We start from the raw sequence: 19,454 nt of genomic DNA on the forward strand, positions 1-19,454 counted from the left end.
GTCCTGGTCGATGCGGCAGCGCGCGCCGACAGCACGCGGCTCGGCTCCGGGGCTGCGCCTGCCGATCCGGTGCCGCGCAAGCCGTCCGACCTGTTTCGGCTGATGTACACGTCGGGGACCACCGACCGCCCCAAGGGCGTGATGCACAGCTACGAGAATTTCTACTGGAAATGCAGCGACCATATCGTGGCGCTTGGCCTCACCCGGGAGGACCGGCTTCTCGTCGTCGGGCCGCTCTACCATGTCGGAGCCTTCGACCTGCCCGGCCTGGCCGTGCTCTGGGTCGGCGGCATCCTGTGCATCCAGCGCGAGTTCTCGCCGGTTGCCGCGCTCCAGGCGATTGGCAGGGAACGGTTGAACTGCGCCTGGCTCGCCCCCGTGATGATGAGCGCGATGCTCGCAGCCACGGAAGAGGTAGGCCAGGATCTGTCCAGCCTGCGCTGGGTCATCGGCGGTGGCGAGCGCACGCCCGAGGCGCGCATCCGCAGCTTCAGCGCCGCCTTCCCCAATGCCCGCTATATCGACGCCTACGGCCTGACGGAGACCTGCAGCGGCGATACGCTGATGGAGGCAGGTCGCGAGATCGAGAAGATCGGCTCTGTCGGCCGGGCGCTTGCCCATGTCGAAATCCAGATCAGGGACGAGGCCGGCAGGGTCCTGCCGCCGGGCGCGACCGGAGAGATCTGCCTGCGCGGCGCCAAGATCACCAGCGGCTACTGGAACGATGCGGCCAAGACCGAAGCCGCGTTCTACGGCGACTGGTTCCGCAGCGGCGACATGGGCTATCTCGACCCGGACGGCTTCCTCTATCTGACCGACCGCATGAAGGACATGATCATCTCCGGCGGCGAGAATATCGCCTCCTCGGAGGTCGAGCGCGCCATCTTCGAGCTGCCGCAGGTGCGCGAGGTCGCGGTGATCGGCGCGCCCGACGAACGCTGGGGCGAAAGGCCGGTTGCCTTCGTCGTTCTCGAGCCCGGCAGCGCCCTCACCCTCGATGCGCTCGCCGCCCATTGCCGCAGCCGGCTCGCCGCCTTCAAGGCCCCGCGCCAGCTGATCCTGCGGGAAAGCCTGCCGCGCAATCCATCGGGCAAGATCCTGAAGCGGGTCCTCCGCGACGAGTTGCGATCCTAGCCCGATCTGCGAGTTTGATCACACGTCAGCCCAAGAGCCCCGGATACGAGACCGCATGACGACACAAGCCCGTGCGAGCAGCAGCGCAAAACGCCCGAAGCTGACCCGCAGCGAGAAGAATGACGACGTCAAACGCCGCCTGTTCGGCGCCGCGGCGAAGGTCGTCGGCAAATACGGCTATGCCGAGGCCTCGGTGGCCCGCATCACGGACCTGGCGGGCGTGGCGCAGGGAACCTTCTACAATCATTTCGAGAACCGGCAGGAACTGCTCGAGCAATTGCTGCCGGTCATCGGCCAGCACATGGTCGACTTCATCCGCGAGAAGATCGAGGCGTCAGCCTCCGAGCTCGAGAAGGAGGTCGCCCGCTTTCGCGCCTTCTTCGAATTCCTGCAGGATACACCTCAATTCCTGCGCATCCTGAACGAGGCCGAGGTTTTCGCGCCGCTCGGCTACCAGCAGCATCTCGACAATATCTCCGCGGCCTATGTGCGGCTGCTCAAGCGCGCACGCGGCCCCGGCAAGATCGGCGACTACAGCGACGAAGAGCTGGAGGTCATCGTCCATATCCTGATGGGTGCACGCGGCTATCTCAGCCGGCGCTATGCCTATGGCGAGGACGGCGTGAACCCCGTCCCCGAGCATGTCATCACCGCCTATGAGAAGCTGATGCGCTCAGGCCTGATCGAGGGATAGGCCGCGAACGCCGCCGGCCGGTCGGATCATCATGCCGTGTTTGCATCGGCTTTACCGAAAACCGCGATCCACTTTTCGGGCCGATGCTTTAGGGCCGTTCGGCGGGGCAGCTGCCCGGCCCGCGTCCTTCGTTTCCGGCCCTGGCCAGTTCGAGCGCGCTGATCGACCGGACGCAATGCGTCAGCCGGTCGAGCAGTCGCGCGGCCAGGCGCGTGCGCTGCCAGTACAGCGTGACGGAGATAGGCCGATGCGGCGGCAGCTCCACCAGGCGACCGGCATCGAGATGCGGCGTTGCCAGCGGCAGCGGCGTCATCGACCAGCCCAACCCGGCCAGCGTCATGTCCAGCATGCCCTGGGTCGAGGGTATCCAATGGACGGGGGGCGAAACCGGCGTCCCCCAGGACTGCCGCACCCAGCGCGCCTGCAACTCGTCGCGACGGTCGAAGCGCAGCATCGGCGCTTCCTGAAGGCTCGCGGCATCGACGCCGTCGGGAAAGAACCGGCTGATGAAGCCGGGGCTGGCCGTCGCCACATAGTCGATGGCGCCGAGCGGATAGATCTTGCAACCGGGAACGGGGGCGGGATCGGCCGTCACAGCCGCCAGAACCTCTCCCGTGCGTAGCCGCTCGGCCGTATGGGCCTCATCATCCATGACGAGGTCGAGCATCGCACCGGTCTGCGCCGCGAACTGTGCCGCCGCCCGGGGAAACCAGGTGCTGACGCTGTCGGTATTGACGGCGACCCTGACCGTGGTCGCGCCGGGCTCCTGAACCGCCAGTCCCGGCAGATCATGGACGACTTCGCCTTCGAGCAGCCGAACCTGCTCGACATGGGCGCAGAGCTTGGCGCCGATCTCGGTCGGGCGACAGGGAACGCCCCTTGTCAGCAGGATCGCGCCGAGCCGTTCCTCCAACCCCTTCACACGCTGAGACACAGCCGATGGCGTGACGCCGAGCGCCACTGCGGCCTTCTCGAAACTGCCCTCGCGGGCGACGGCAGCGACGGCCGCCAGGGACGCATAGTCCAGCATTAACTTGCCTAATTCATGATTAGCTTCTTTAGCTAGACTACATCGGCAGTCGCGCGCATCAAGGCCGGCATGACCAGCTCTCTCATGCCCTCTCTTTTGCCCGCCTTCGCCAAGGGTTTTGCCCTTTCCGCCGGCCTGATCATGGCCATCGGCGCCCAGAACATGTTCGTGCTGCGCCAGGGGCTCAAACGGGAGCATGTCTGGCCTATCGTCCTGTTCTGCGCGGCGGCCGACGCTGCGCTGATCGTGGCAGGCGTCAGCGGCCTCGGCAGCGCACTCGCCCTCATTCCCGGCCTGTCGCTCGGCCTCAGCCTGGGTGGCGCGGCCTTTCTCAGCTGGTACGGCGTTTCGGCGCTCAGGCGGGCCGCCAACCCTTCCGTCCTCCTTGTCGAGCAACAAGGCGGCATGACGCTCGGCGCAGCGCTGGCCGGCACCGCCGCCTTCACCTTCCTCAACCCTCACGTCTATATCGACACGGTCATGCTCATGGGGGCCGTCGGGACGAGCCTTCCGCCGATCGAGCGGCCTCCGTTCATGGCCGGCGCGGCGATTGCCAGCTTTGCCTGGTTCGCTTCGCTTGGCTTCGGCGCGCGCTTCCTCGCCCCGCTCCTGTCCCGGCCCGCCTCCTGGCGCGTTCTCGACCTCGGCATCGGCGCGATGATGCTGGCGCTCGCGGCAAGCCTGCTCCGCGACGCGCTGATCCCCTGACCCAACGCCCTCGCCGAGCGGCCCACTCCGCGGAAAAGGCGGGAGCGCCCTAACAAAATTCGCATTCCCTTCCCCCCGACCGGGAACGGGCAGTGTTCTGGCACGTTCTCAAGCAGGAGCCCGCCCATCTCTCCTTCGCCAGGAGCGGAGCATGAGCCGTTATTTCTTCGACAGCACGGATGGCGACTTCGTCGATATCGACGAGGACGGAATCGAACTTGCCAGCGACGGAGAAGCGCGGCTGTCGGCTTTGGACGCCTTGCCCGACATGGCCCGCGCGGTGATGCCAAACGGCGACTGTCGGTTGTTCGTGGTCAGCGTCCGCCGGGACGATGGCGGCGTCATATATCGGGCGAGCATGGAACTCTTGGGTGAGCGGACCGAACGCTGGACCGCAACGGAGGTCGACATGGCGAAGGCAGATCAAGACAAGCCGACCGGACAGCCCGGCAGGACAAGCGATAGCCGCCCACGGCCGGGGACAGGCATACCCACGGACGATCGGGCGAAGCCGGCGGCGGACGCGAATGTCGTTGCGCCAGCAAAGGGCGATCCAAAGCCCTCCAGTTCACCGAGCGCCCTCGACCCTGGGCGTCCCGTGAAGAAGAACTGATTGCGGTGGCGATGGACCTTGCGATGGCGGTGGAACACTCGGGATTCTGCGAGTGGACGGGTTTGGTGGCATGCCAGCCCGACCATGACAGAGGTCCGCTTCCCGGCTGCGCCGACGGACCTGCGTCAGGACGCGTATCAGGCCTCAAGCCGGACTGAAGCTCTTCCCTTTGGAAGCGGTTGGTCGTCGGGCCTCGGGTGCACGTAGCGCCGTCTTGATCTTTAGCCTTCGAACGAGGAAGAAGCGCGCCATCTCCTTGGAGGCGTCGGGTCCGRCACTGTCCGTAAGCGCCCCAAAGACTTTGCCGCCGGACCAGGCGTGTCCAGTACCATGGACAAGCCATGTCTCCAGCAGGACATCGCCGCCAAGGGGACGGTAGCTTGTTCGGGTGAAATCACGCCCTCGATCAGATCGTCCGGTGCGGGTCTCGACCGCAAGCGTCGATCCGCAGGACTGTCGCAATCGATGGACAAAGCCGTCCGCATTCGCCGGATGTACCGTCGTGTCGCGATCGCCGTGAAAGAGGATCGTCGGAGGCGGCTGGGCGATCTGTCCGGTCGGAGCCGGAGGATTTGATCCTGGCCCCTGCCGCATGGCCAGGCGGGCTTGCGTCAGGCCGCTGACGGCCTCGCCCGAGAGGCCGGAATGGACGCCTACCGCGGCATAGAGATCGGGATACGCCGCGCCAGCGATCGCCGCTGCCGCGCCTCCCGCGGAGATGCCCGCAATATACACGCGCGTGGGGTTACCCTTGCAGAGGGTGAGCACGTTTCGCGTCAGCGCCGCGATCATCGCGGGTTCGCCGGAGCCCCGCTTTTGATTGGCAGGCCGATGCCAGTTCCAGCAGCGTGCCATATTGGCCGACGCCGCCTGCTCGGGATACAGCACGAGGAAGCCGAGTTCGTCCGCGACATCGTTCATGCCTGTTCCGGACGCGAAGTCCGAAGCCGATTGAGTGCAACCATGGAGCATGACCAACAGGGGCAAGCGCCTGCGGGTTGAGCCAATGGGCGTGTAGAGCTTGTAGCGCAGTGTGCCCTTGGCTCCACTGAATCGATCGCTGATGAAACTGCCCGCCGCGGGTCTGCGCGGCGGAACCGCGCTCCGTTTGGCCGTTTTGGTGGTCTTCTTGGCGCGTGCCGGCTTCGGCAGCTTTGTCAGCTTTCGGATGAGGGCAGTTGAGCGGGCCGCGCTCCTGTTTGCGGCGCGCGTTGCTCTCAACAGCGATCGAAAAGGATTTCTCACGCGCAGATCCCCTGCCGGGCGCTTTCAACTGCGCATGAGAGCCCAACCGTTCACGGCTCGAAATGATCCCGCACTGCAGCATTGTTTTTGAACGGCGCACCACTCCCGTCCCCTCGTCAGCGATCGGTCGCTGCCGCGCTAAGGAACGACCGGGAGATCCCCTGGATTCACCGCCCCGAGCTGGCTGTGAAAGGTCAGCGTCCGGTCGAAACTCTGTTGTTGCGAAACCCCGGAAATGACGTGTTCGCCGGTGTCGTAGACCGTTCGCCTAGTTCCATCATCGATGACCAGGCGCCGCGCTGTCGGGAAGAACGCATACCGCATGTCGTTTTGGCTACCAGCCGTTGCCGCGTCCCCAAATTCTGCTGGCCAGCTCCTGGATTCCCGGTCTTTCCGCGCCTCGGCTTCGTTTGCGGCATGTGGCGCTTCCATCGCGCCTTCGCCGCGCCGAAGCGCGTCCGCCAGATCCCCAAGAACACCGTCGAATTTCGCCTTGGTCGCAGTATTGAACATGTCACCGATCATGCTCATTCCGCCGGTCGACCATTGGGCCATGCCGCCGAAGGCAGGGTGAGAAAACTGGGCCATCGTCCCCCGACCTCGACGAAGCGCTGCCAACGCCGCCTCCACAGCGTCGACGGCGACCCCATGATTCTGCGCCGTCCGTGTGATCAGGTCAGATGTCCCGTCCGCCAGTCCCTCCTCGGACGGGCGGGCATCGGTTCGGGATGTAAAATCCTGCTCGGGGGGAAGAGGGTTTCCGTGTCCGTCTTTCACCATGACGTCGTCCTCCATCTAGCACACCAAAGGGCCGGTCGGAACGCGGTCTCAGTCGATCTCGAGACGGTCACTGGTCCGAGAGCGTAACCCACGCCATGGCTGATCCCTGGACCAGTCTCGCCCGTGCGACGGCGCAATCCTCGACATAGAGCCGTCGCGCTGCCGACGTGTTGCGCAGCCCATGATCCGAGAGCCATTTCAGGAGCGGGGTGCGCCGAACCGTCACGATCTGGATTGCCATTCCCGCGTTCAAGAACCGGGAATAGACGCCCGAAGCACGCTGGTGCCACTCGGAGTAGGACCGCGGCAAAACTGCTCGGTCTTCCGCAAGCGCCCAGAGTTCATCGAAATCCGACTGCTTGTACCAGGGAAGCGCAAGCCGATAGGTTTCAGACGGTGTATCCATGAAAACGTCTACCTACCTCGTGCGCATATCCTAATAGTGAACGCTTGATCGAGCTTTCATTCGATACTCGAAAGATGTGTCAGAAGAGAGTCCCTCCCTTCTTCGGATTGTCTGGCCAACAATTCGATCGACGATCCGATGGCCGGCGCAGTCGTCTCCACGAAAGGGGAACCGCTGTTCAAGTCCTTTGTTCCCACCGGCTGATCCATCAAGAATCCGCGAGTCCATTACAGCCCGCGCAGAATCACGCCCAGTCGCTCGTTACCGCACCAGAGCGAGGCGCCCTTGCGTACGAGTGCGCTTCAGCCGCAAGGCCGAGCCAGAACGCCACAGGAAGCGTTCGTCGCTGAGGAACATCGTTGCGACATTGCGGTTCCATGGGGCTCCAAGGAGGTTACCATGCCGGACGATCTTACCAACCGCGACGCGCAAGACCGCGCCCGCATCAATCTGAATGAACCTCACGACGTCAAATACTGGACCCAAAAATGGGGCGTGAGCCTTGAGCAATTGAAGATGGCCGTTGCAAAGGCGGGCTCACGCTCGGCCGCGGTCGCGAAGCTATTGGGCCGACCCCTCTAGCGCATCGCAGGGAGTAGGCCTTTTCCGCGTCGGCAGTCGCCAAACGTCCGCCGGTCAGCGACCCTTCCGGAACACTCTCTGTGGGTGCGGGTTCAAAGGCCTCCACCGGGAGAGATCATCATGGGTCGCGGTATTTTGCTTTGGATGCTCGGCATTCCTCTTCCGCTCATCATCCTCCTCGCGTTCTTTCGGTAGCGACCTGAAGCGTCGTTCGATCGCCACATGACGTTCGGACGCTGGCCGCGCATCGCTGGATTTGTGCGATCACTCGACGTTTCCGCTGACTGCGGAAACGTCACGGGGACCATTATGGATGTCGGCTGGTTCCTGGCTCGCGTCCGAGACGCCAGTGCAGACTCGCGGCGCGTCGCCCCAGCAACGACCGTGTGAAGTCAGCCTCGACCGCCTGCCGAAATCGGGGCGCAACGTCCCGGCCCGCATCAGGGAGCGTGATTGCGTCGTCGTTGCCACCACGCCCGCAGCCTGATCCATAGATTCACGGTGGCAAGAGCAAAGCGCGCCATCGGCTTTCTCAATGGCGGGAAGTCTGCGGCGATCAGCAACAGGCCAAGAGGCAGCATCCAAAGCCCGAGCGCGGGTAAGATCGAAAAGATGCCGCCGACGATCAGGAGAAGCCCCACGGGCAGTCGAACCCAACGCGAGGCCGGGTGCCGCAGCCAACGCAATGTTGCTGAGAACCGCTCTGGAACCTCCCGCTCGATGTGCTTGAATGCCCGCCGGAGTTCCTGCTTCCCCTCGTCCATCATGCCTCCCGAACGCTCGCGCCGGTGGACAACGCGCGACGCCGGAGTTCGTTCATCGCACGGGCGCAGCCGACCTGGTCTCAGCATTGACGATCAACCGGTCAGGCCGCGTTCGGCTTCCAGTCGGCGACCGCGACGGCGAGTTCCGCCGCGGCCTCGACGATCGGCCGCGCCGGCATCGTCACATAGGATGCGGTGAAACTCATCGGGGTCGGCACCCAATCGCAGTTGAGGGCGACGAGTTCGCCGGATTCGACGAAGCGCTCGACCAGCGGCGACGGCAAGGTCGCGATGCCGAGGCCATCCAGCGTCATGTTCAGGCAGGCCGCCAGATTACTCGACGAGACCGGGCGGCTGAGCCGGCTGCTGTTGCGCTTGAAGTAGTCGACGACCTCCGCATAGGGCCGCGTGTTCTTGGCATGGGTCAGGATCGGAAACCGGGCGAGGTCATCGGCCCCGACGGGGTCGGGCAAGGCTGCGGCAAACCGGGGGGCAGCGACCCAGGGCAGCGCCACCGTCCCCAGCGGCAGATTGGTGACAGAAAGGTCGGAGATCGGCCCGTTGAGGAAGGCAATGTCGAGTGAGCCGTCCATGAGGTTGCGCTGGAGATTGAAGGTCAGGTCGACACTCAGCTCGACCACGACCTCGGGAAAGCGCACGGCCATCTCGCGCAGGAAGCGATGCAGCCAGGTCTGGGCCACGGTTTCCGCGACGCCGAGCTTCAGGATGGATTGCCGGCTCGCCGCATCGCCCGCCTGGAGCAGCGCCTCGGTCGCCTCGAGCGCCCGCGCCGCGAGCGGAAGCACGCTCTTGCCTTGATCCGTCAGCACGACCGATCCGGCATCGCGTTCGAACAGGCGCAGGTTCAGGACCGTCTCGAGCGCCGATATCCGCGCCGAAATATTCGGCTGCGTCGTGTTCATCTGTTCGGCGACGCGGCGGAAATTCCTGAGCGAGGCCAGCCGGACGAAGGTTTCGATCTGCTTGAGCGTGATCTGCATCGAGAACCCCGGTCTGCGCCGCCTGGGACCGCGCCACAGGATCAATATTTTCTATCATCACGAGACAATCAAATAATTAGACGTGATCATCGATCGCGGCCATCTTTTTGGAGGTTCGGCTCTCCCGCAGCGCCGGGCATCTCCTTGCACTGAAAGGTGGTTTCGATGAGGGGCGCTGCATCCTCCCAAGGCAATCTGGGCGCCGATATTGGCGGCACTTTCACGGATGTCGTGCTGGAAATCGGGGGCGAAAGTTACTCCGCCAAGGTGCTGACCACCTATGACGCACCCGAGCGCGCCATCATCGAGGGCATGCACCGCGTCTGCGCCAAGGCGGGCGTGACGCCCGCCGCCATCGGCCGGATCATCCACGGCACGACGCTTGCGACCAACGCTCTGATCGAACGCCGCGGCGCGAAGACGGCGCTGATCACGACCGAAGGTTTTCGCGACGTGATCGAGATGCGGACCGAAAGCCGGTTCGAGCAATACGACCTCAACCTGACGCTGCCCCAGCCCCTGCTGCCGCGCAACCGGCGCTACACGCTGCGCGAGCGCGTCGCGGCCAGCGGCAAGACGCTGATCCCGCTCCGGCGCACGGATATCGTCGCGCTGGCCGAGCAGATCGCAGAAGCGGGCTATGAGAGCGTCGCGGTCGGGCTGATCCATTCCTATCTCGACCCCAGCCATGAGCGGCTGGTCCGCGAGGTGCTGCTGGAGCGGATGCCGGGTCTTGCGGTCTCGATCTCGTCGGAGGTGTCGCCGCAGATGCGCGAATACGAGCGCTTCAACACGGTGGTGGCCAATGCCTATGTCAAGCCGATGATGAAGCGCTATCTCGCCAGCCTGGCCGCAAGACTGGCTGGCGAAGGTGCGGACTGCCCGATATTCCTGATGCATTCCGGCGGCGGCATCATGTCGCTCGAAGGGGCGGCGGAGTTCCCGGTTCGCCTCGTCGAATCCGGCCCGGCCGGCGGCGCGATCTATGCCGCCGATGTCGCCGCGCGCTTCGGCCTCGACCGGGTGCTCTCCTTCGACATGGGTGGGACGACGGCCAAGATCTGCCTGATCAAGAACCAGACACCGAAKACGAGCCGGGTCTTCGAGGTGGCACGGAGCTACCGCTTCAAGAAGGGCTCGGGCATGCCGATCTCGATCCCGGTGATCGACATGGTCGAGATCGGCGCTGGCGGCGGCTCGCTCGCCCAGGTCGATTCGATGCGCCAGATCCGCGTCGGGCCGGAGAGCGCCGGCTCGGAGCCCGGCCCCGCCTGCTATGGCCGCGGCGGCACACGGCCCGCCGTGACCGATGCCGACCTCCTGCTCGGCAAGATCGACCCTGCCAATTTCGCCGGCGGCAGCATGGAGCTGGACACAGCCGCCTCGCGCACAGCCGTGACGGCTGCGATCGGCGAACGGCTCGGGATGAGCGGCGAAACCGCCGCCTTCGGCATCGTCGAGGTCGTCGACGAGAACATGGCGAATGCCGCCCGCGTCCACGCCGTCGAGAATGGCGATGATCTCTCCGGCTATACAATGATCGCCTTCGGCGGCGCGGCGCCGCTCCATGCCGGACGGCTCTGCGAGAAGCTCGGCATTGCGCGCCTGCTGGTGCCGCCCGGGGCCGGTGTCGGCTCGGCCATCGGCTTCCTGCGGGCGCCGTTCAGCTTCGAGGCGACGCGCAGCGTCTATATGCGCCTGGCGGATTTCGACGCCTCGCTGGTGCGCGGCCTGCTCGCAGAACTCGAAAGCGAGGCTACGAGCTTCGTCCGCTCCTGCGACGCGCAGGCGCCGCTCAGCGTCGAGACCAAGGTCTATATGCGCTATGTCGGCCAAGGCTGGGAAATCCCGATCGATGTCAGCCGGGCCGCACCGACGATCGATGCCTATCGCGACCTGTTCGAGGCCGAATACRCCAAGCTGTTCTCAAGGACCGTCCAAGGTCTGGACATAGAGATCACCGTCTGGGCGGTGAATGCGAGCACGGCGAAGACGGTGCCGGTGCGGGCCGAGGGGCTGGGCGCCCTGGCGCCGCTGACGGCGACCGCACAGCGCGAGGTCTTCGACCCTGCGCTCGGCGTTCGGGTGACGGCCGGCGTGTTCGCGCGCTCGGAGGTCGCAATCGGCCGGCTCGTGGCCGGCCCCTGCGTCATCGTCGAGGATGAAACCACGATCATCGTGCCGGCCGGCTGCGCGGCGACCTGCCGCTCGGATGGTTGCATCGAAGTCTTCAAGCAGAGCACCGACGCGGTGGAAGCCCGTCTCGCCGACATGATCGAGGCCTGACCATGATGACGCTCTCCACCGTCTCGCTGCAGGTGATGTGGAACCGCCTGATCTCGATCGTCGAGGAGCAGGCCCAGGCCCTGATCCGCACGGCCTTCTCGACCTCGGTGCGCGAGGCAGGCGACCTCTCGGCCGGCGTCTACAACCGGGCCGGGCTGATGCTGGCCCAGGCCGTGACCGGCACGCCGGGCCATGTCAACGCCATGGCCGACGCGGTCGCGCATTTCATCCGTGAGATCGGCCCCGGCAACATCCTCGAAGGCGATATCTACATCACCAACGACCCCTGGATGGGGACCGGGCACCTGCACGACATCACCGTGGTGACGCCCTCCTTCTACCGGGGGAGGCATGTCGGCTTCTTCGCCTGCACGGCCCATGTCGTCGATATCGGCGGCCGCGGCTTCGGGGCGGACGCCAATTCGGTCTATGAGGAAGGCCTCTATATCCCGATCATGAAATTCGCCGACCAGGGCAAGGTCGACCAGCCCTTCGTCAGGCTGGTGCGCGGCAATATCCGCGAACCCGACCAGGTCGTCGGCGACATCTTCGCGCTGGCGACCTGCAACGATGTCGGCCATCGCCGGCTGACCGGCATGCTCGACGAATTCGCCCTCGACGGACTGGAGCAGGTCGGCGATTTCATCCTCGAGAACTCGCGACGGGCGACACTGGAGAAGATCGCGGCGCTCAAGCCCGGCGCAGCCGAGGGCGCCATGCTCAGCGACGGCTTCGCTACGCCGATCCTGCTCAAGGTCAAGGTCACGATCGGCGCCGACGAGGTTTGCGTCGATTTCGCGGGCTCGTCGGGCGTCGACCCCAAGGGCATCAACTGCCCGATGGTCTATTCCAAGGCCTATGCCTGCTATGCCTTGAAATGCGCGATTGCGCCCGAGATCCCCAATAATGCGGCCTCCCTCGAGCCCTTCCGCATCACGGCTCCGGAGAACACCATCGTCAACGCGCTGCATCCGGCGCCCGTCGCGCTGCGCCATGTCATCGGCCATCTCATCCCCGACACGGTCTATGATGCGCTCGACAAGCTCCTGCCCAGGACCGTTCCAGCCGAAGGCGCAGGACCGCTCTGCAATTTCCAGGTCTCGCTGCGTCCGGCCTCGGAGGCGGCGCGTCTTTCCGGGGCGAGGCGCGCCGAGGTCTTGATGTTCAATTGCGGCGGATCGGGCGCACGCCCGACGCTCGACGGCATGAACACCACCGCCTTCCCCTCAGGCGTCATGACCATGCCGATCGAGGCAACCGAGCATGCCGGCCCGATCATCATCTGGCGCAAGGAATTGCGGCCCGATTCCGGCGGCGCCGGCCGCTTTCGCGGCGGGCTCGGCCAGTTCATGGAGGTCGGCGCGGTCGAGGGCCATGTCTTCGACATGTCCGCGATGTTCGACCGCGTGAAGCATCCGCCGCGYGGGCGCCTTGGCGGAGCCGATGGCGGCGCGACCGAAATCCGCCTCGACGACGGCAGGGCCATGGCCGGCAAGGGGCGTCAGGCCGTTCCCGAGGGCCGCAAGGTCATGCTGTCGCTTCCCGGTGGCGCCGGTTACGGCCCGGCCGCCGAGCGCAGCCGCGCCGCGGTGTTGCGCGACCTTGCGCTCGGCTATGTCTCGGCCGAGATGGCCAAGGCCGCATATGACGTCAGCGACGCCGAGATCGCGGCGGTCGAAGCCGGACTGAAGCGCGGCGAACTGCCCTCCCCCGGATGACGCCGTGCCACGAGATCCGGAACGCCGATTCTCCCCATCGCCGCCGCGCTGGCCTGGTGCGGCGGTCAGCCTGTGACGACGCGAGGACCRCATGCCCCATTATGACCGCATCCTGATCACCGGCGCGGCCGGCCGCCTCGGCTCTCATCTTCGCACCRGGCTTGCGCATCTCGCCGGGACGATCCGTGTCGCCGATCGCGAGCCGCTCGGCCCGCTTGCCTCCCATGAGGAACAGGCGATCTTCGATCTTGCGGATATGGAGGCGACGATCGCGGCGACCGAGGGTTGCGATGCCATCGTCCATTTCGGCGGCGCGCCGACCGAGCGGGACTGGCAGACCATCCTCGATTCCAGCATTCGCGCCTCCTACCACATCTATGAGGGCGCCCGGAAACACGGGATCAAACGCGTCGTCTATGCCTCATCCGTCCATGCGATCGGCTTCCATGAGATCGGCGCGCAGATATCGGTCGATGCGCCGGTTCGGCCTGACTGCCTCTACGGCGTCGGCAAGACCTTCGTGGAAAGCCTGAGCCGGCTCTATTGGGACAAGTTCGGCATCGAGACGGCGTGCCTGCGCATCTTCTCGTCCTTCCCCGAGCCCGTCGACCGGCGGATGCTGTGGTCCTATCTCTCCTTCGCCGACTGCGTGCGCCTCGTCGAAGCCTCGCTGACGGCGCCTTTCGTCGGCCACACCATCTCCTTCGGCACCTCGGACAACACGGTGAAGGCGGTCGACAATAGCGGCGCCAACCATCTCGGCTATCACCCGCAGGACAGCTCGGAGCCGTTTCGCGGCAAGGTCGAGGCGAATGCGCCGGCTCTCGACCCCAAGTCTCCGACGGGCCGCTATCTCGGCGGCAAGTTCTGCGAGATGGGCCACCCCGACGACGAAGCGAAGGCCTGACATCTGCGGGCGCCCTCCGCGCCTGCACAATGTTGCGCCTGCACCAAGCCATTCACGGACCTGACAGAGCGGAGCCGATTCAATGCTGGGGGACAAGCGTTCGCACGGGCTCTGGGAACTCTCAGCCCCTCCTGCCCCGCCGACCACGGTCCTGGGCGAAGCCGCATCCGCCGACGTCGCCATCGTCGGCGCCGGCTATACCGGGCTCTCGGCGGCGCTCCATCTCGCCAGGGGCGGCAAGAAGGTCATGGTTCTGGAGGCGGTCGAGATCGGCTTCGGCGCATCCGGCCGCAACTCGGGCTTCGTCAATGCCGGTCTCTGGGTGATGCCCGACGACCTGATCGCCACGCTCGGCCCGGTTCATGGCAACCGCCTGATCGCACTGCTCGGCGAAGCGCCGCGCGAGGTCTTCGCGCTCACGGAACGCTATGGCATGGAATGCCAGACCGACCATCGCGGAACCTATCATTGCGCCGTCGGCGCAAGCGGCCTGAAGCAGCTTCAGGCCCGCCAGGCGCAGTGGAGCAAGCTCGGCGCCAAGGTCGAGCTGTTGAGTGCCGACGATACGCAGGCGAGGACCGGGGCTGCGGGCTATACCGGCTCGCTGTTCGACCCGCGCGCCGGCACGATCCAGCCGCTCGCCTATGCGCGCGGCCTGGCGGGCGCCGCGATGACCGAAGGCGCGATCATCCACACCGGCAGCGCGGTGACCGGCTTCGAGCGCAGCGGCAACGCCTGGCTGGTCAAGACCGCCGGCGGCAGCGTCAGCGCCGACTGGCTCATCCTGGCGACCGACGCCTATTCGACCGGCGCGACCGCCAACATCCGCGAGGAGCAGGTGCATCTGCCCTATTTCCACGTCTCGACGGCTCCGCTCGGCCACAATATCCGCAAGACCATCCTGCCGCAGGGCGGCGCGGGCTGGGACACCAAGACCATCTTGAGCGGGTTCCGGCTCGATGCGGAGGGGCGCCTGATCGTCGGCAGCGTCGGCGCATTGCGCGGGACGGGCTTGAGCGTTCATCGCGCCTGGGTGAAGCGGCATATCCGGAAGCTGTTTCCGCAACTTGGCGAATTCGAGCTCGAAACGGAATGGTACGGCAAGATCGGCATGACGCCGGATCACCTGCCGCGGCTGCACAGCTACGGACCGAACGCGATCGGGTTCAGCGGCTACAACGGCCGCGGCATCGCGCCGGGCACCGTCTTCGGGCGCGAACTTGCCCGGCTCATCCTTGGCGAGATCGATCTCGCCGGCATGCCCTTGCCGGTATCCGAACTCGCCATCCCGGCCTTCCGGGGCGTCAGGGAGGCCTATTACGGGGTCGGCGCGCAAGTGGCGCATCTCCCGATCGCACCGGCCTGAACCACGCAGTCGCGCCATCGGCGAGATCGCGCGGTCGCGATGCAGTGCCTCCACGCTGCCAGGCCTTCATGCCGTGAGCCGGCCCCGAGGCCGCCCGCTATGGCAACTGATCCGCCGCCTCATTGGCCTGATCCAGCCAGAAGCGCATGCCCATCTCGCGGTACATCGTCGTGGCGATCTCGAGCTGGTTGCGAGCCTCGGCCGGCCGGCCTGCGCGCAGGTGCAGATGTCCGAGGCCATGATGGCAGCGCGCCACAAGCGAGCCCAGTCCAAGTTCCGTCGCGAGCGCGAGCGCCTCGCGGTAGTGAATTTCGGCCTGTCCTATGGATTCGGTGCGGACCAGAACGTCGCCAAGCAGATGGAGGGCCCCTGCCTCGCCACGACGTTGACCATTCTCCCGCGCCGTGGCCAGAGCCCGTCCAGCATATCTGAGAGCGTCCGCATGCTGGCCGGCGAGCAAATGCGCATCCCCGAGGGGCACCAGGAACAGGGCCTGGCCAAAGCGATGCCCCATGGCTTCCAGAGCGCTCAGCGCCTGCTCCAGCAGAGGCAGGCCTCGCTCGGTCTGCCCCAGCAGGGCATAGGCATAGCCGAGCGTGCCCGTACTGCCCGCGGCCATGAAGGGCAGGTCGAACTCGCGGGCCACGACGCAAGCGCGCTCCAACCGCGTTATGGCTTCGGCGAACTCGCCGCGAATGACCAGGAGGTCGGCGAGACACCAATAGGCGATCGTCAGGCCGAGCGGATCATCGACCGCCAGCGCGATGCGAATGCCCTCCTCGCCATGCAGGATGCCCTGCTCGAACCTGCCTTGCTCGGCATGGATCCGCGCCAGGAAAGCACGGACCGTCACGGCTGGATATCCAGCGAGACCAAATCGCTCGAAGCGGGGCTGACGATCGAGCAACTCCAGCGCTCGCACGAAGAGCGGCTCGACCTGGGGGAACTCAAGCGTCGAGAAGCAGGCCGTCCCGAGAAACAGGGTCGCCGCCATCTGGAGTGGGACGTCGCCAAGCGAATCCGCCAGCGCCAGCGCCTGCTGGCCAAAACCCGCGGCTTCCGCGGAATCGCCGCCCAGCGCCAGGGTCTGGCACATATGGAAGGCGAACCGCGCCAGGCGGTGTTGATCGTCCAGGCGTCTGGCCAGGCTTTCGGCCTCGCGAAGATGGCCGATGATGCGCTCGAACTGTCCGAGCGGAAGAAGCGATGCCTTCGATTCGAACCGGAGATCGATGGCCTGCTCGTGCGTCTCCCGGGTCTCGGGGAGTGTGGCCAGAACACGCAAGGCCTGCTCGAAGAACCCGGCGGCCTCGCGGTTGGCCCAGYGCGCCTGCGCCAGCCGGGCTGCCTTGACCCAGTAGCCGACCGCCTCGCCCCCGAGCCCGGCTTCCGTGAAATGGTGAGYGACGAGCTCGGGCTGGTCTTCGACCCAGGCCTGGAACTGATCGATCAGCGTCCGGGCGATCGTCGCATGCAGGTCGCGTCGCCGGCTCCTGAGCATCGTGGCATAGGCAGCATCCTGCACGAGCGCGTGCTTGAAGACGTAGCCTTGCCCTGACGATGCACTGCGGCGCGAGACGAGGCCGGATTCCAGCAGCCGCGCGAGCGCTGTCTCGAGCTCCGCGGAGGCAAGACCCGACACCGCAGCGATCAGCTCGTGCGAGAACTCCCGTCCGATCGCGGCGCCGATCATGGCTGCGTCCCTTGCCGGGCCGAGCAGGTCGAGCCGGGCCACCAGCGCGGCCTGCAGCGTCGTCGGGATCGCCACTGACGGCAGGGGCCCGTCGAGGACCCAGCCGTCCCCGGTCTGACGCAACAGCCCGCTTTCAAGGAGCGAGCGTGTCAGTTCCTCGATGAACAGCKGCACGCCATCCGCCCGCGACAGAATCTGGCCGATGACAGCATTGGGGAGCGCCCTGTCCCCGGCGACGCCGCGCATGATGCCGGTGCTGTCGCCCGGGCCAAGGCGGCTGAGCGACAGCGCAGTGACATGTGGCTGGTCGAGCCAGCCGGGCTGGAATTGGGGCCGGCAGGTGACCAGCAGCAGCAGAGGCAGCCGGGCGGCGCGGCTCACCAGGCGCTCGAGCAGATCGAGCGACGACGGATCGAGCCAGTGCGCATCCTCGAACAGGATCAGGACCGGCTTCCCGGCTGCGGCGCGCTCGATCCGGTCGAGGAGCAGACCGAGCGTCATCTCGCGCTTCTGCTGCGGACTGGCCGCCAGCGGGGGGTAGCGGTCCTCCAGCGGCACTCCGGTCAGCTCGGCAAGGAGCGCCACGTCGCGCGGCATATCGAGCGATGTCGGCGCGAGCAACGCCTCCAGCCTGTCGAGCCTCGCGCCGGCGCTGTCGTCGGGGCTGAAGCCGGCATCCTGCTGGACACGGGCAATGAACGGATGCAGCGGGCTCTGTGCAAGATGCGGAGCACAGGAATAGCGCAGGAGGGAATCGGGCCCGGAGCCGGTCCGGGCCGGCACGCTCTCGGCCAGGCGCGACTTGCCGATGCCAGGCTCGCCCGAGATCAGAACGACACGCCCTTCCCCCGCACCGGCCTGATCCCACCGGCGAAGCAGCAGCGCGATCTCTTCCTCGCGGCCGATGAGCGGGCTGAGAACGGCGCCGCGCCGTGCATCGAAGCGGCTCACCCCGGCGATCTCGCCAAGGACCTGCCACGCTTCAAGAACCTGCCATGCTTCAAGGACCTGCCATGCTTCCGGCTGTTGCGCGTCGCTGCGGACCGCGGGCGCCCGGCAGGCGAACTGCCGACCCACAAGCTGCTGCGTGCTCGCGGCAATGACGACTTCGCCCCCTGCCGCACTGCCCTGCAGACGCGCCGCCAGGGCCGGGGCCTCGCCCGTCGCGACATGCTGCCGATTCTTGTCCGCTGTCGATTTCTCCCCGACGACGACGAGCCCGGTGGCGATGCCGACGCTCGCCTGCAGCGCCCCGGCCAACGGCGCGGCCAGGCTGCCGATGGCGGCAAGGAGAGCAAGGCCGGCGCGCACGGCGCATTCGGCATCATGCTCATGGGCGGCCGGATAGCCGAAATACACGACAACGCCATGGCCCTGGTAATGGGCGACGAAGCCGCCAAATCGCGCCGCGACATCGGCGACGGTCGCGTGGAAGGCGGCGATCAGATCGTGGATATCTTCGGGATCGGGGCTCGCTGAGGGGCTGATCGCGCCGACCAGATCGCAAACCAGGATCGTCAGTTGGCGCTGCTCCAGAGCATCCGGGCGAAGCCCCTTCGTCGGGGCCTCGCCGTCTCGCGCCGCCACGATCCCTGCTGCGACAGGCGGTTCTACTGTCCCGGAAGCTGTGGGATGCCGTTCGCCGCTCGCGCGCGGCGCGCTTGCAACACTTGGCACACTTGGCGGCGCTGCGCTGCGAAGCTCAGCTGCCAGCGCCTGCGTGACCGCATCGGGCGCCGCGCCGAGCTCGCGCCTCAGCAGCGCTGTGAGATCCTGATAATGCCTGAGCGCCTCGGCCTTGCGTCCCATCGCGACGAGCGCCTGGAGGGCGACCCGATGCGCATCCTCACGCAGGGCATTCACCTGGATGGCCCGATGAGCCGCCTTGAGCGCAGCCTCCTCGTTCCCCGCCCGCATCGCGTCCTGGCTCTCGCTGACCATGGCGTCGAGCGCCAGGCCTTCGAGGCGTCCTCGCAGCGAGGCGCGCCAACTCAGCCACGCGTCTTCTTCGATATTCAGGTCGGCCAGAAACGAACCCCGGTGGAGATCGGCGGCCGCGGCGAGCGACGCAGCCCCTCCCTCGGTGATCAACGCCTCGAAGCGAACAGCATCGCAATCGATCGCGCCGGGCGCGAGCCAGACCTCGTCGTCGGTACTGACGAGCGTTTCCTGGCCTAAAATCCGACGCAGCCGAAAAATCGCCTGCCGCAGGTTCTGTCGGGCCTGTGTCTCGAAATGCGAGCCCCACAGCAGGTGGGCCAGCCTTTCACGCGGCTGGGGTTGAGGCGCCGTGCAGGCCAGATAGGCCAACAAACCCGACAGTTTCCGGCTCGGCAGCCGGACGATGCCATCGCGCGTTGCCAGCTCGAATCGTCCGAGCAGCGAGAGACGAAAATGGGGAAGAGCGACACCGTCCTTCATTCTGCCGGCAACACGAACAGGTCGATCCTTCTCGAAAAGCACAGATTCTGCCCGGCGCGAACGCAGAGGCAGGCAGAATTAACGCTCGTGTCACGGTGCAATAACG

The 19,454-nt window shown here is 66.1% G+C and carries 17 protein-coding genes; 10 read left to right on the plus strand and 7 right to left on the minus strand.

What is annotated here, in order from left to right; translation table 11 throughout:
- Nucleotides 1-1,134: AMP-binding protein (locus tag AC1DRP_RS08340; RefSeq protein WP_476768279.1), on the plus strand; the 1,134-nt coding region annotated here is incomplete at its 5' end.
- A 55-nt stretch (nt 1,135-1,189) separates the two neighbouring features.
- Complete coding sequence (locus AC1DRP_RS08345) at nt 1,190-1,828, plus strand: TetR/AcrR family transcriptional regulator (protein WP_476768280.1); 639 nt, start codon at nt 1,190-1,192, stop codon at nt 1,826-1,828.
- Between the two features lie 88 nt (nt 1,829-1,916).
- Here the strand turns inward: AC1DRP_RS08345 and AC1DRP_RS08350 are convergent, their stop codons facing one another.
- Nucleotides 1,917-2,858 carry a LysR family transcriptional regulator ArgP gene (locus AC1DRP_RS08350; RefSeq protein WP_476768281.1) on the minus strand — a complete coding sequence of 314 codons (942 nt, stop codon included), beginning with the start codon at nt 2,856-2,858 and terminating at the stop codon, nt 1,917-1,919.
- A gap of 69 nt (nt 2,859-2,927) precedes the next feature.
- Here AC1DRP_RS08350 and AC1DRP_RS08355 point away from each other — a divergent pair, with 69 nt between their 5' ends.
- Together AC1DRP_RS08355 and AC1DRP_RS08360 are read left to right on the plus strand one after the other, a co-directional pair.
- A complete protein-coding gene (locus AC1DRP_RS08355) occupies nt 2,928-3,566 on the plus strand; it encodes a LysE/ArgO family amino acid transporter (protein ID WP_441504528.1) in 639 nt (212 codons plus the stop codon).
- A gap of 151 nt (nt 3,567-3,717) precedes the next feature.
- The gene (locus AC1DRP_RS08360) at nt 3,718-4,179 is read left to right on the plus strand and encodes a DUF6894 family protein (protein WP_441504529.1); all 462 of its coding nucleotides are present in this window, start codon (nt 3,718-3,720) and stop codon (nt 4,177-4,179) included.
- Nucleotides 4,180-4,323: 144 nt separating this feature from the next.
- On the opposite strand, the gene AC1DRP_RS08365 is transcribed toward AC1DRP_RS08360, so the two are convergent.
- Complete coding sequence (locus tag AC1DRP_RS08365) at nt 4,324-5,349, minus strand: extracellular catalytic domain type 1 short-chain-length polyhydroxyalkanoate depolymerase (protein WP_476768304.1); 1,026 nt, start codon at nt 5,347-5,349, stop codon at nt 4,324-4,326.
- Here AC1DRP_RS08365 and AC1DRP_RS08370 point away from each other — a divergent pair.
- On the plus strand, nt 5,243-5,515 hold the full coding sequence (locus AC1DRP_RS08370; protein WP_476768306.1) for a hypothetical protein: 273 nt from the start codon (nt 5,243-5,245) through the stop codon (nt 5,513-5,515). The two genes, AC1DRP_RS08365 and AC1DRP_RS08370, sit on opposite strands and share 107 nt — an antisense overlap.
- 47 nt (nt 5,516-5,562) lie before the next feature.
- Here AC1DRP_RS08370 and AC1DRP_RS08375 read toward each other — a convergent pair whose 3' ends face one another.
- On the minus strand, nt 5,563-6,219 hold the full coding sequence (locus tag AC1DRP_RS08375) for a hypothetical protein (protein ID WP_441504530.1): 657 nt from the start codon (nt 6,217-6,219) through the stop codon (nt 5,563-5,565).
- A 52-nt stretch (nt 6,220-6,271) separates the two neighbouring features.
- Nucleotides 6,272-6,610, minus strand: a complete 339-nt coding sequence (locus tag AC1DRP_RS08380) for a hypothetical protein (RefSeq protein WP_441504531.1) — start codon at nt 6,608-6,610, stop codon at nt 6,272-6,274.
- Nucleotides 6,611-7,009: 399 nt separating this feature from the next.
- On the opposite strand from AC1DRP_RS08380, the gene AC1DRP_RS08385 reads away from it, so the two are divergent.
- Nucleotides 7,010-7,192 (plus strand): DUF3606 domain-containing protein, encoded by a 183-nt coding sequence (locus tag AC1DRP_RS08385; protein ID WP_441504532.1) that lies wholly within the window; start codon nt 7,010-7,012, stop codon nt 7,190-7,192.
- A 440-nt stretch (nt 7,193-7,632) separates the two neighbouring features.
- Here AC1DRP_RS08385 and AC1DRP_RS08390 read toward each other — a convergent pair whose 3' ends face one another.
- Entirely contained in the window at nt 7,633-7,956 is a 324-nt protein-coding gene (locus AC1DRP_RS08390) for a hypothetical protein (protein WP_441488432.1), read from the minus strand.
- 101 nt (nt 7,957-8,057) lie between these two features.
- Entirely contained in the window at nt 8,058-8,957 is a 900-nt protein-coding gene (locus tag AC1DRP_RS08395; RefSeq protein WP_441488433.1) for a LysR family transcriptional regulator, read from the minus strand.
- Nucleotides 8,958-9,122: 165 nt separating this feature from the next.
- Between AC1DRP_RS08395 and AC1DRP_RS08400 the strand changes: the two genes are divergently transcribed.
- The 4 genes from AC1DRP_RS08400 to AC1DRP_RS08415 all read left to right on the plus strand — a co-directional run bounded on the left by AC1DRP_RS08400 (nt 9,123) and on the right by AC1DRP_RS08415 (nt 15,234).
- Nucleotides 9,123-11,243, plus strand: coding sequence for a hydantoinase/oxoprolinase family protein (locus AC1DRP_RS08400; protein ID WP_476768282.1), 2,121 nt, complete (start codon nt 9,123-9,125; stop codon nt 11,241-11,243).
- A complete protein-coding gene (locus tag AC1DRP_RS08405) occupies nt 11,240-12,961 on the plus strand; it encodes a hydantoinase B/oxoprolinase family protein (protein ID WP_441504848.1) in 1,722 nt (573 codons plus the stop codon). The genes AC1DRP_RS08400 and AC1DRP_RS08405 overlap by 4 nt, the downstream gene beginning before the upstream one ends.
- Before the next feature lie 91 nt (nt 12,962-13,052).
- Nucleotides 13,053-13,868, plus strand: a complete 816-nt coding sequence (locus tag AC1DRP_RS08410; RefSeq protein WP_476768283.1) for an NAD-dependent epimerase/dehydratase family protein — start codon at nt 13,053-13,055, stop codon at nt 13,866-13,868.
- An 82-nt stretch (nt 13,869-13,950) separates the two neighbouring features.
- Nucleotides 13,951-15,234, plus strand: a complete 1,284-nt coding sequence (locus AC1DRP_RS08415; protein WP_441504536.1) for an NAD(P)/FAD-dependent oxidoreductase — start codon at nt 13,951-13,953, stop codon at nt 15,232-15,234.
- Nucleotides 15,235-15,331: 97 nt separating this feature from the next.
- Here AC1DRP_RS08415 and AC1DRP_RS08420 read toward each other — a convergent pair whose 3' ends face one another.
- Nucleotides 15,332-19,348 carry an AAA family ATPase gene (locus tag AC1DRP_RS08420; protein WP_476768284.1) on the minus strand — a complete coding sequence of 1,339 codons (4,017 nt, stop codon included), beginning with the start codon at nt 19,346-19,348 and terminating at the stop codon, nt 15,332-15,334.
- Nucleotides 19,349-19,454: the final 106 nt, after the last annotated feature.

This window comes from Allobosea sp. 01N443, from assembly GCF_056399325.1.

Excerpts from the sequence above, each read along its gene's own strand:
- AC1DRP_RS08390 (WP_441488432.1), bottom strand. The coding sequence starts at position 7,956 with ATGGACGAGGGGAAGCAGGAACTCCGGCGGGCATTCAAGCACATCGAG.
- AC1DRP_RS08350 (WP_476768281.1), bottom strand. The coding sequence starts at position 2,858 with ATGCTGGACTATGCGTCCCTGGCGGCCGTCGCTGCCGTCGCCCGCGAG.
- AC1DRP_RS08345 (WP_476768280.1), top strand. The coding sequence starts at position 1,190 with ATGACGACACAAGCCCGTGCGAGCAGCAGCGCAAAACGCCCGAAGCTG.
- AC1DRP_RS08370 (WP_476768306.1), top strand. The coding sequence starts at position 5,243 with ATGAAACTGCCCGCCGCGGGTCTGCGCGGCGGAACCGCGCTCCGTTTG.
- AC1DRP_RS08415 (WP_441504536.1), top strand. The coding sequence starts at position 13,951 with ATGCTGGGGGACAAGCGTTCGCACGGGCTCTGGGAACTCTCAGCCCCT.
- AC1DRP_RS08360 (WP_441504529.1), top strand. The coding sequence starts at position 3,718 with ATGAGCCGTTATTTCTTCGACAGCACGGATGGCGACTTCGTCGATATC.
- AC1DRP_RS08395 (WP_441488433.1), bottom strand. The coding sequence starts at position 8,957 with ATGCAGATCACGCTCAAGCAGATCGAAACCTTCGTCCGGCTGGCCTCG.
- AC1DRP_RS08380 (WP_441504531.1), bottom strand. The coding sequence starts at position 6,610 with ATGGATACACCGTCTGAAACCTATCGGCTTGCGCTTCCCTGGTACAAG.
- AC1DRP_RS08355 (WP_441504528.1), top strand. The coding sequence starts at position 2,928 with ATGACCAGCTCTCTCATGCCCTCTCTTTTGCCCGCCTTCGCCAAGGGT.
- AC1DRP_RS08385 (WP_441504532.1), top strand. The coding sequence starts at position 7,010 with ATGCCGGACGATCTTACCAACCGCGACGCGCAAGACCGCGCCCGCATC.
- AC1DRP_RS08375 (WP_441504530.1), bottom strand. The coding sequence starts at position 6,219 with ATGGAGGACGACGTCATGGTGAAAGACGGACACGGAAACCCTCTTCCC.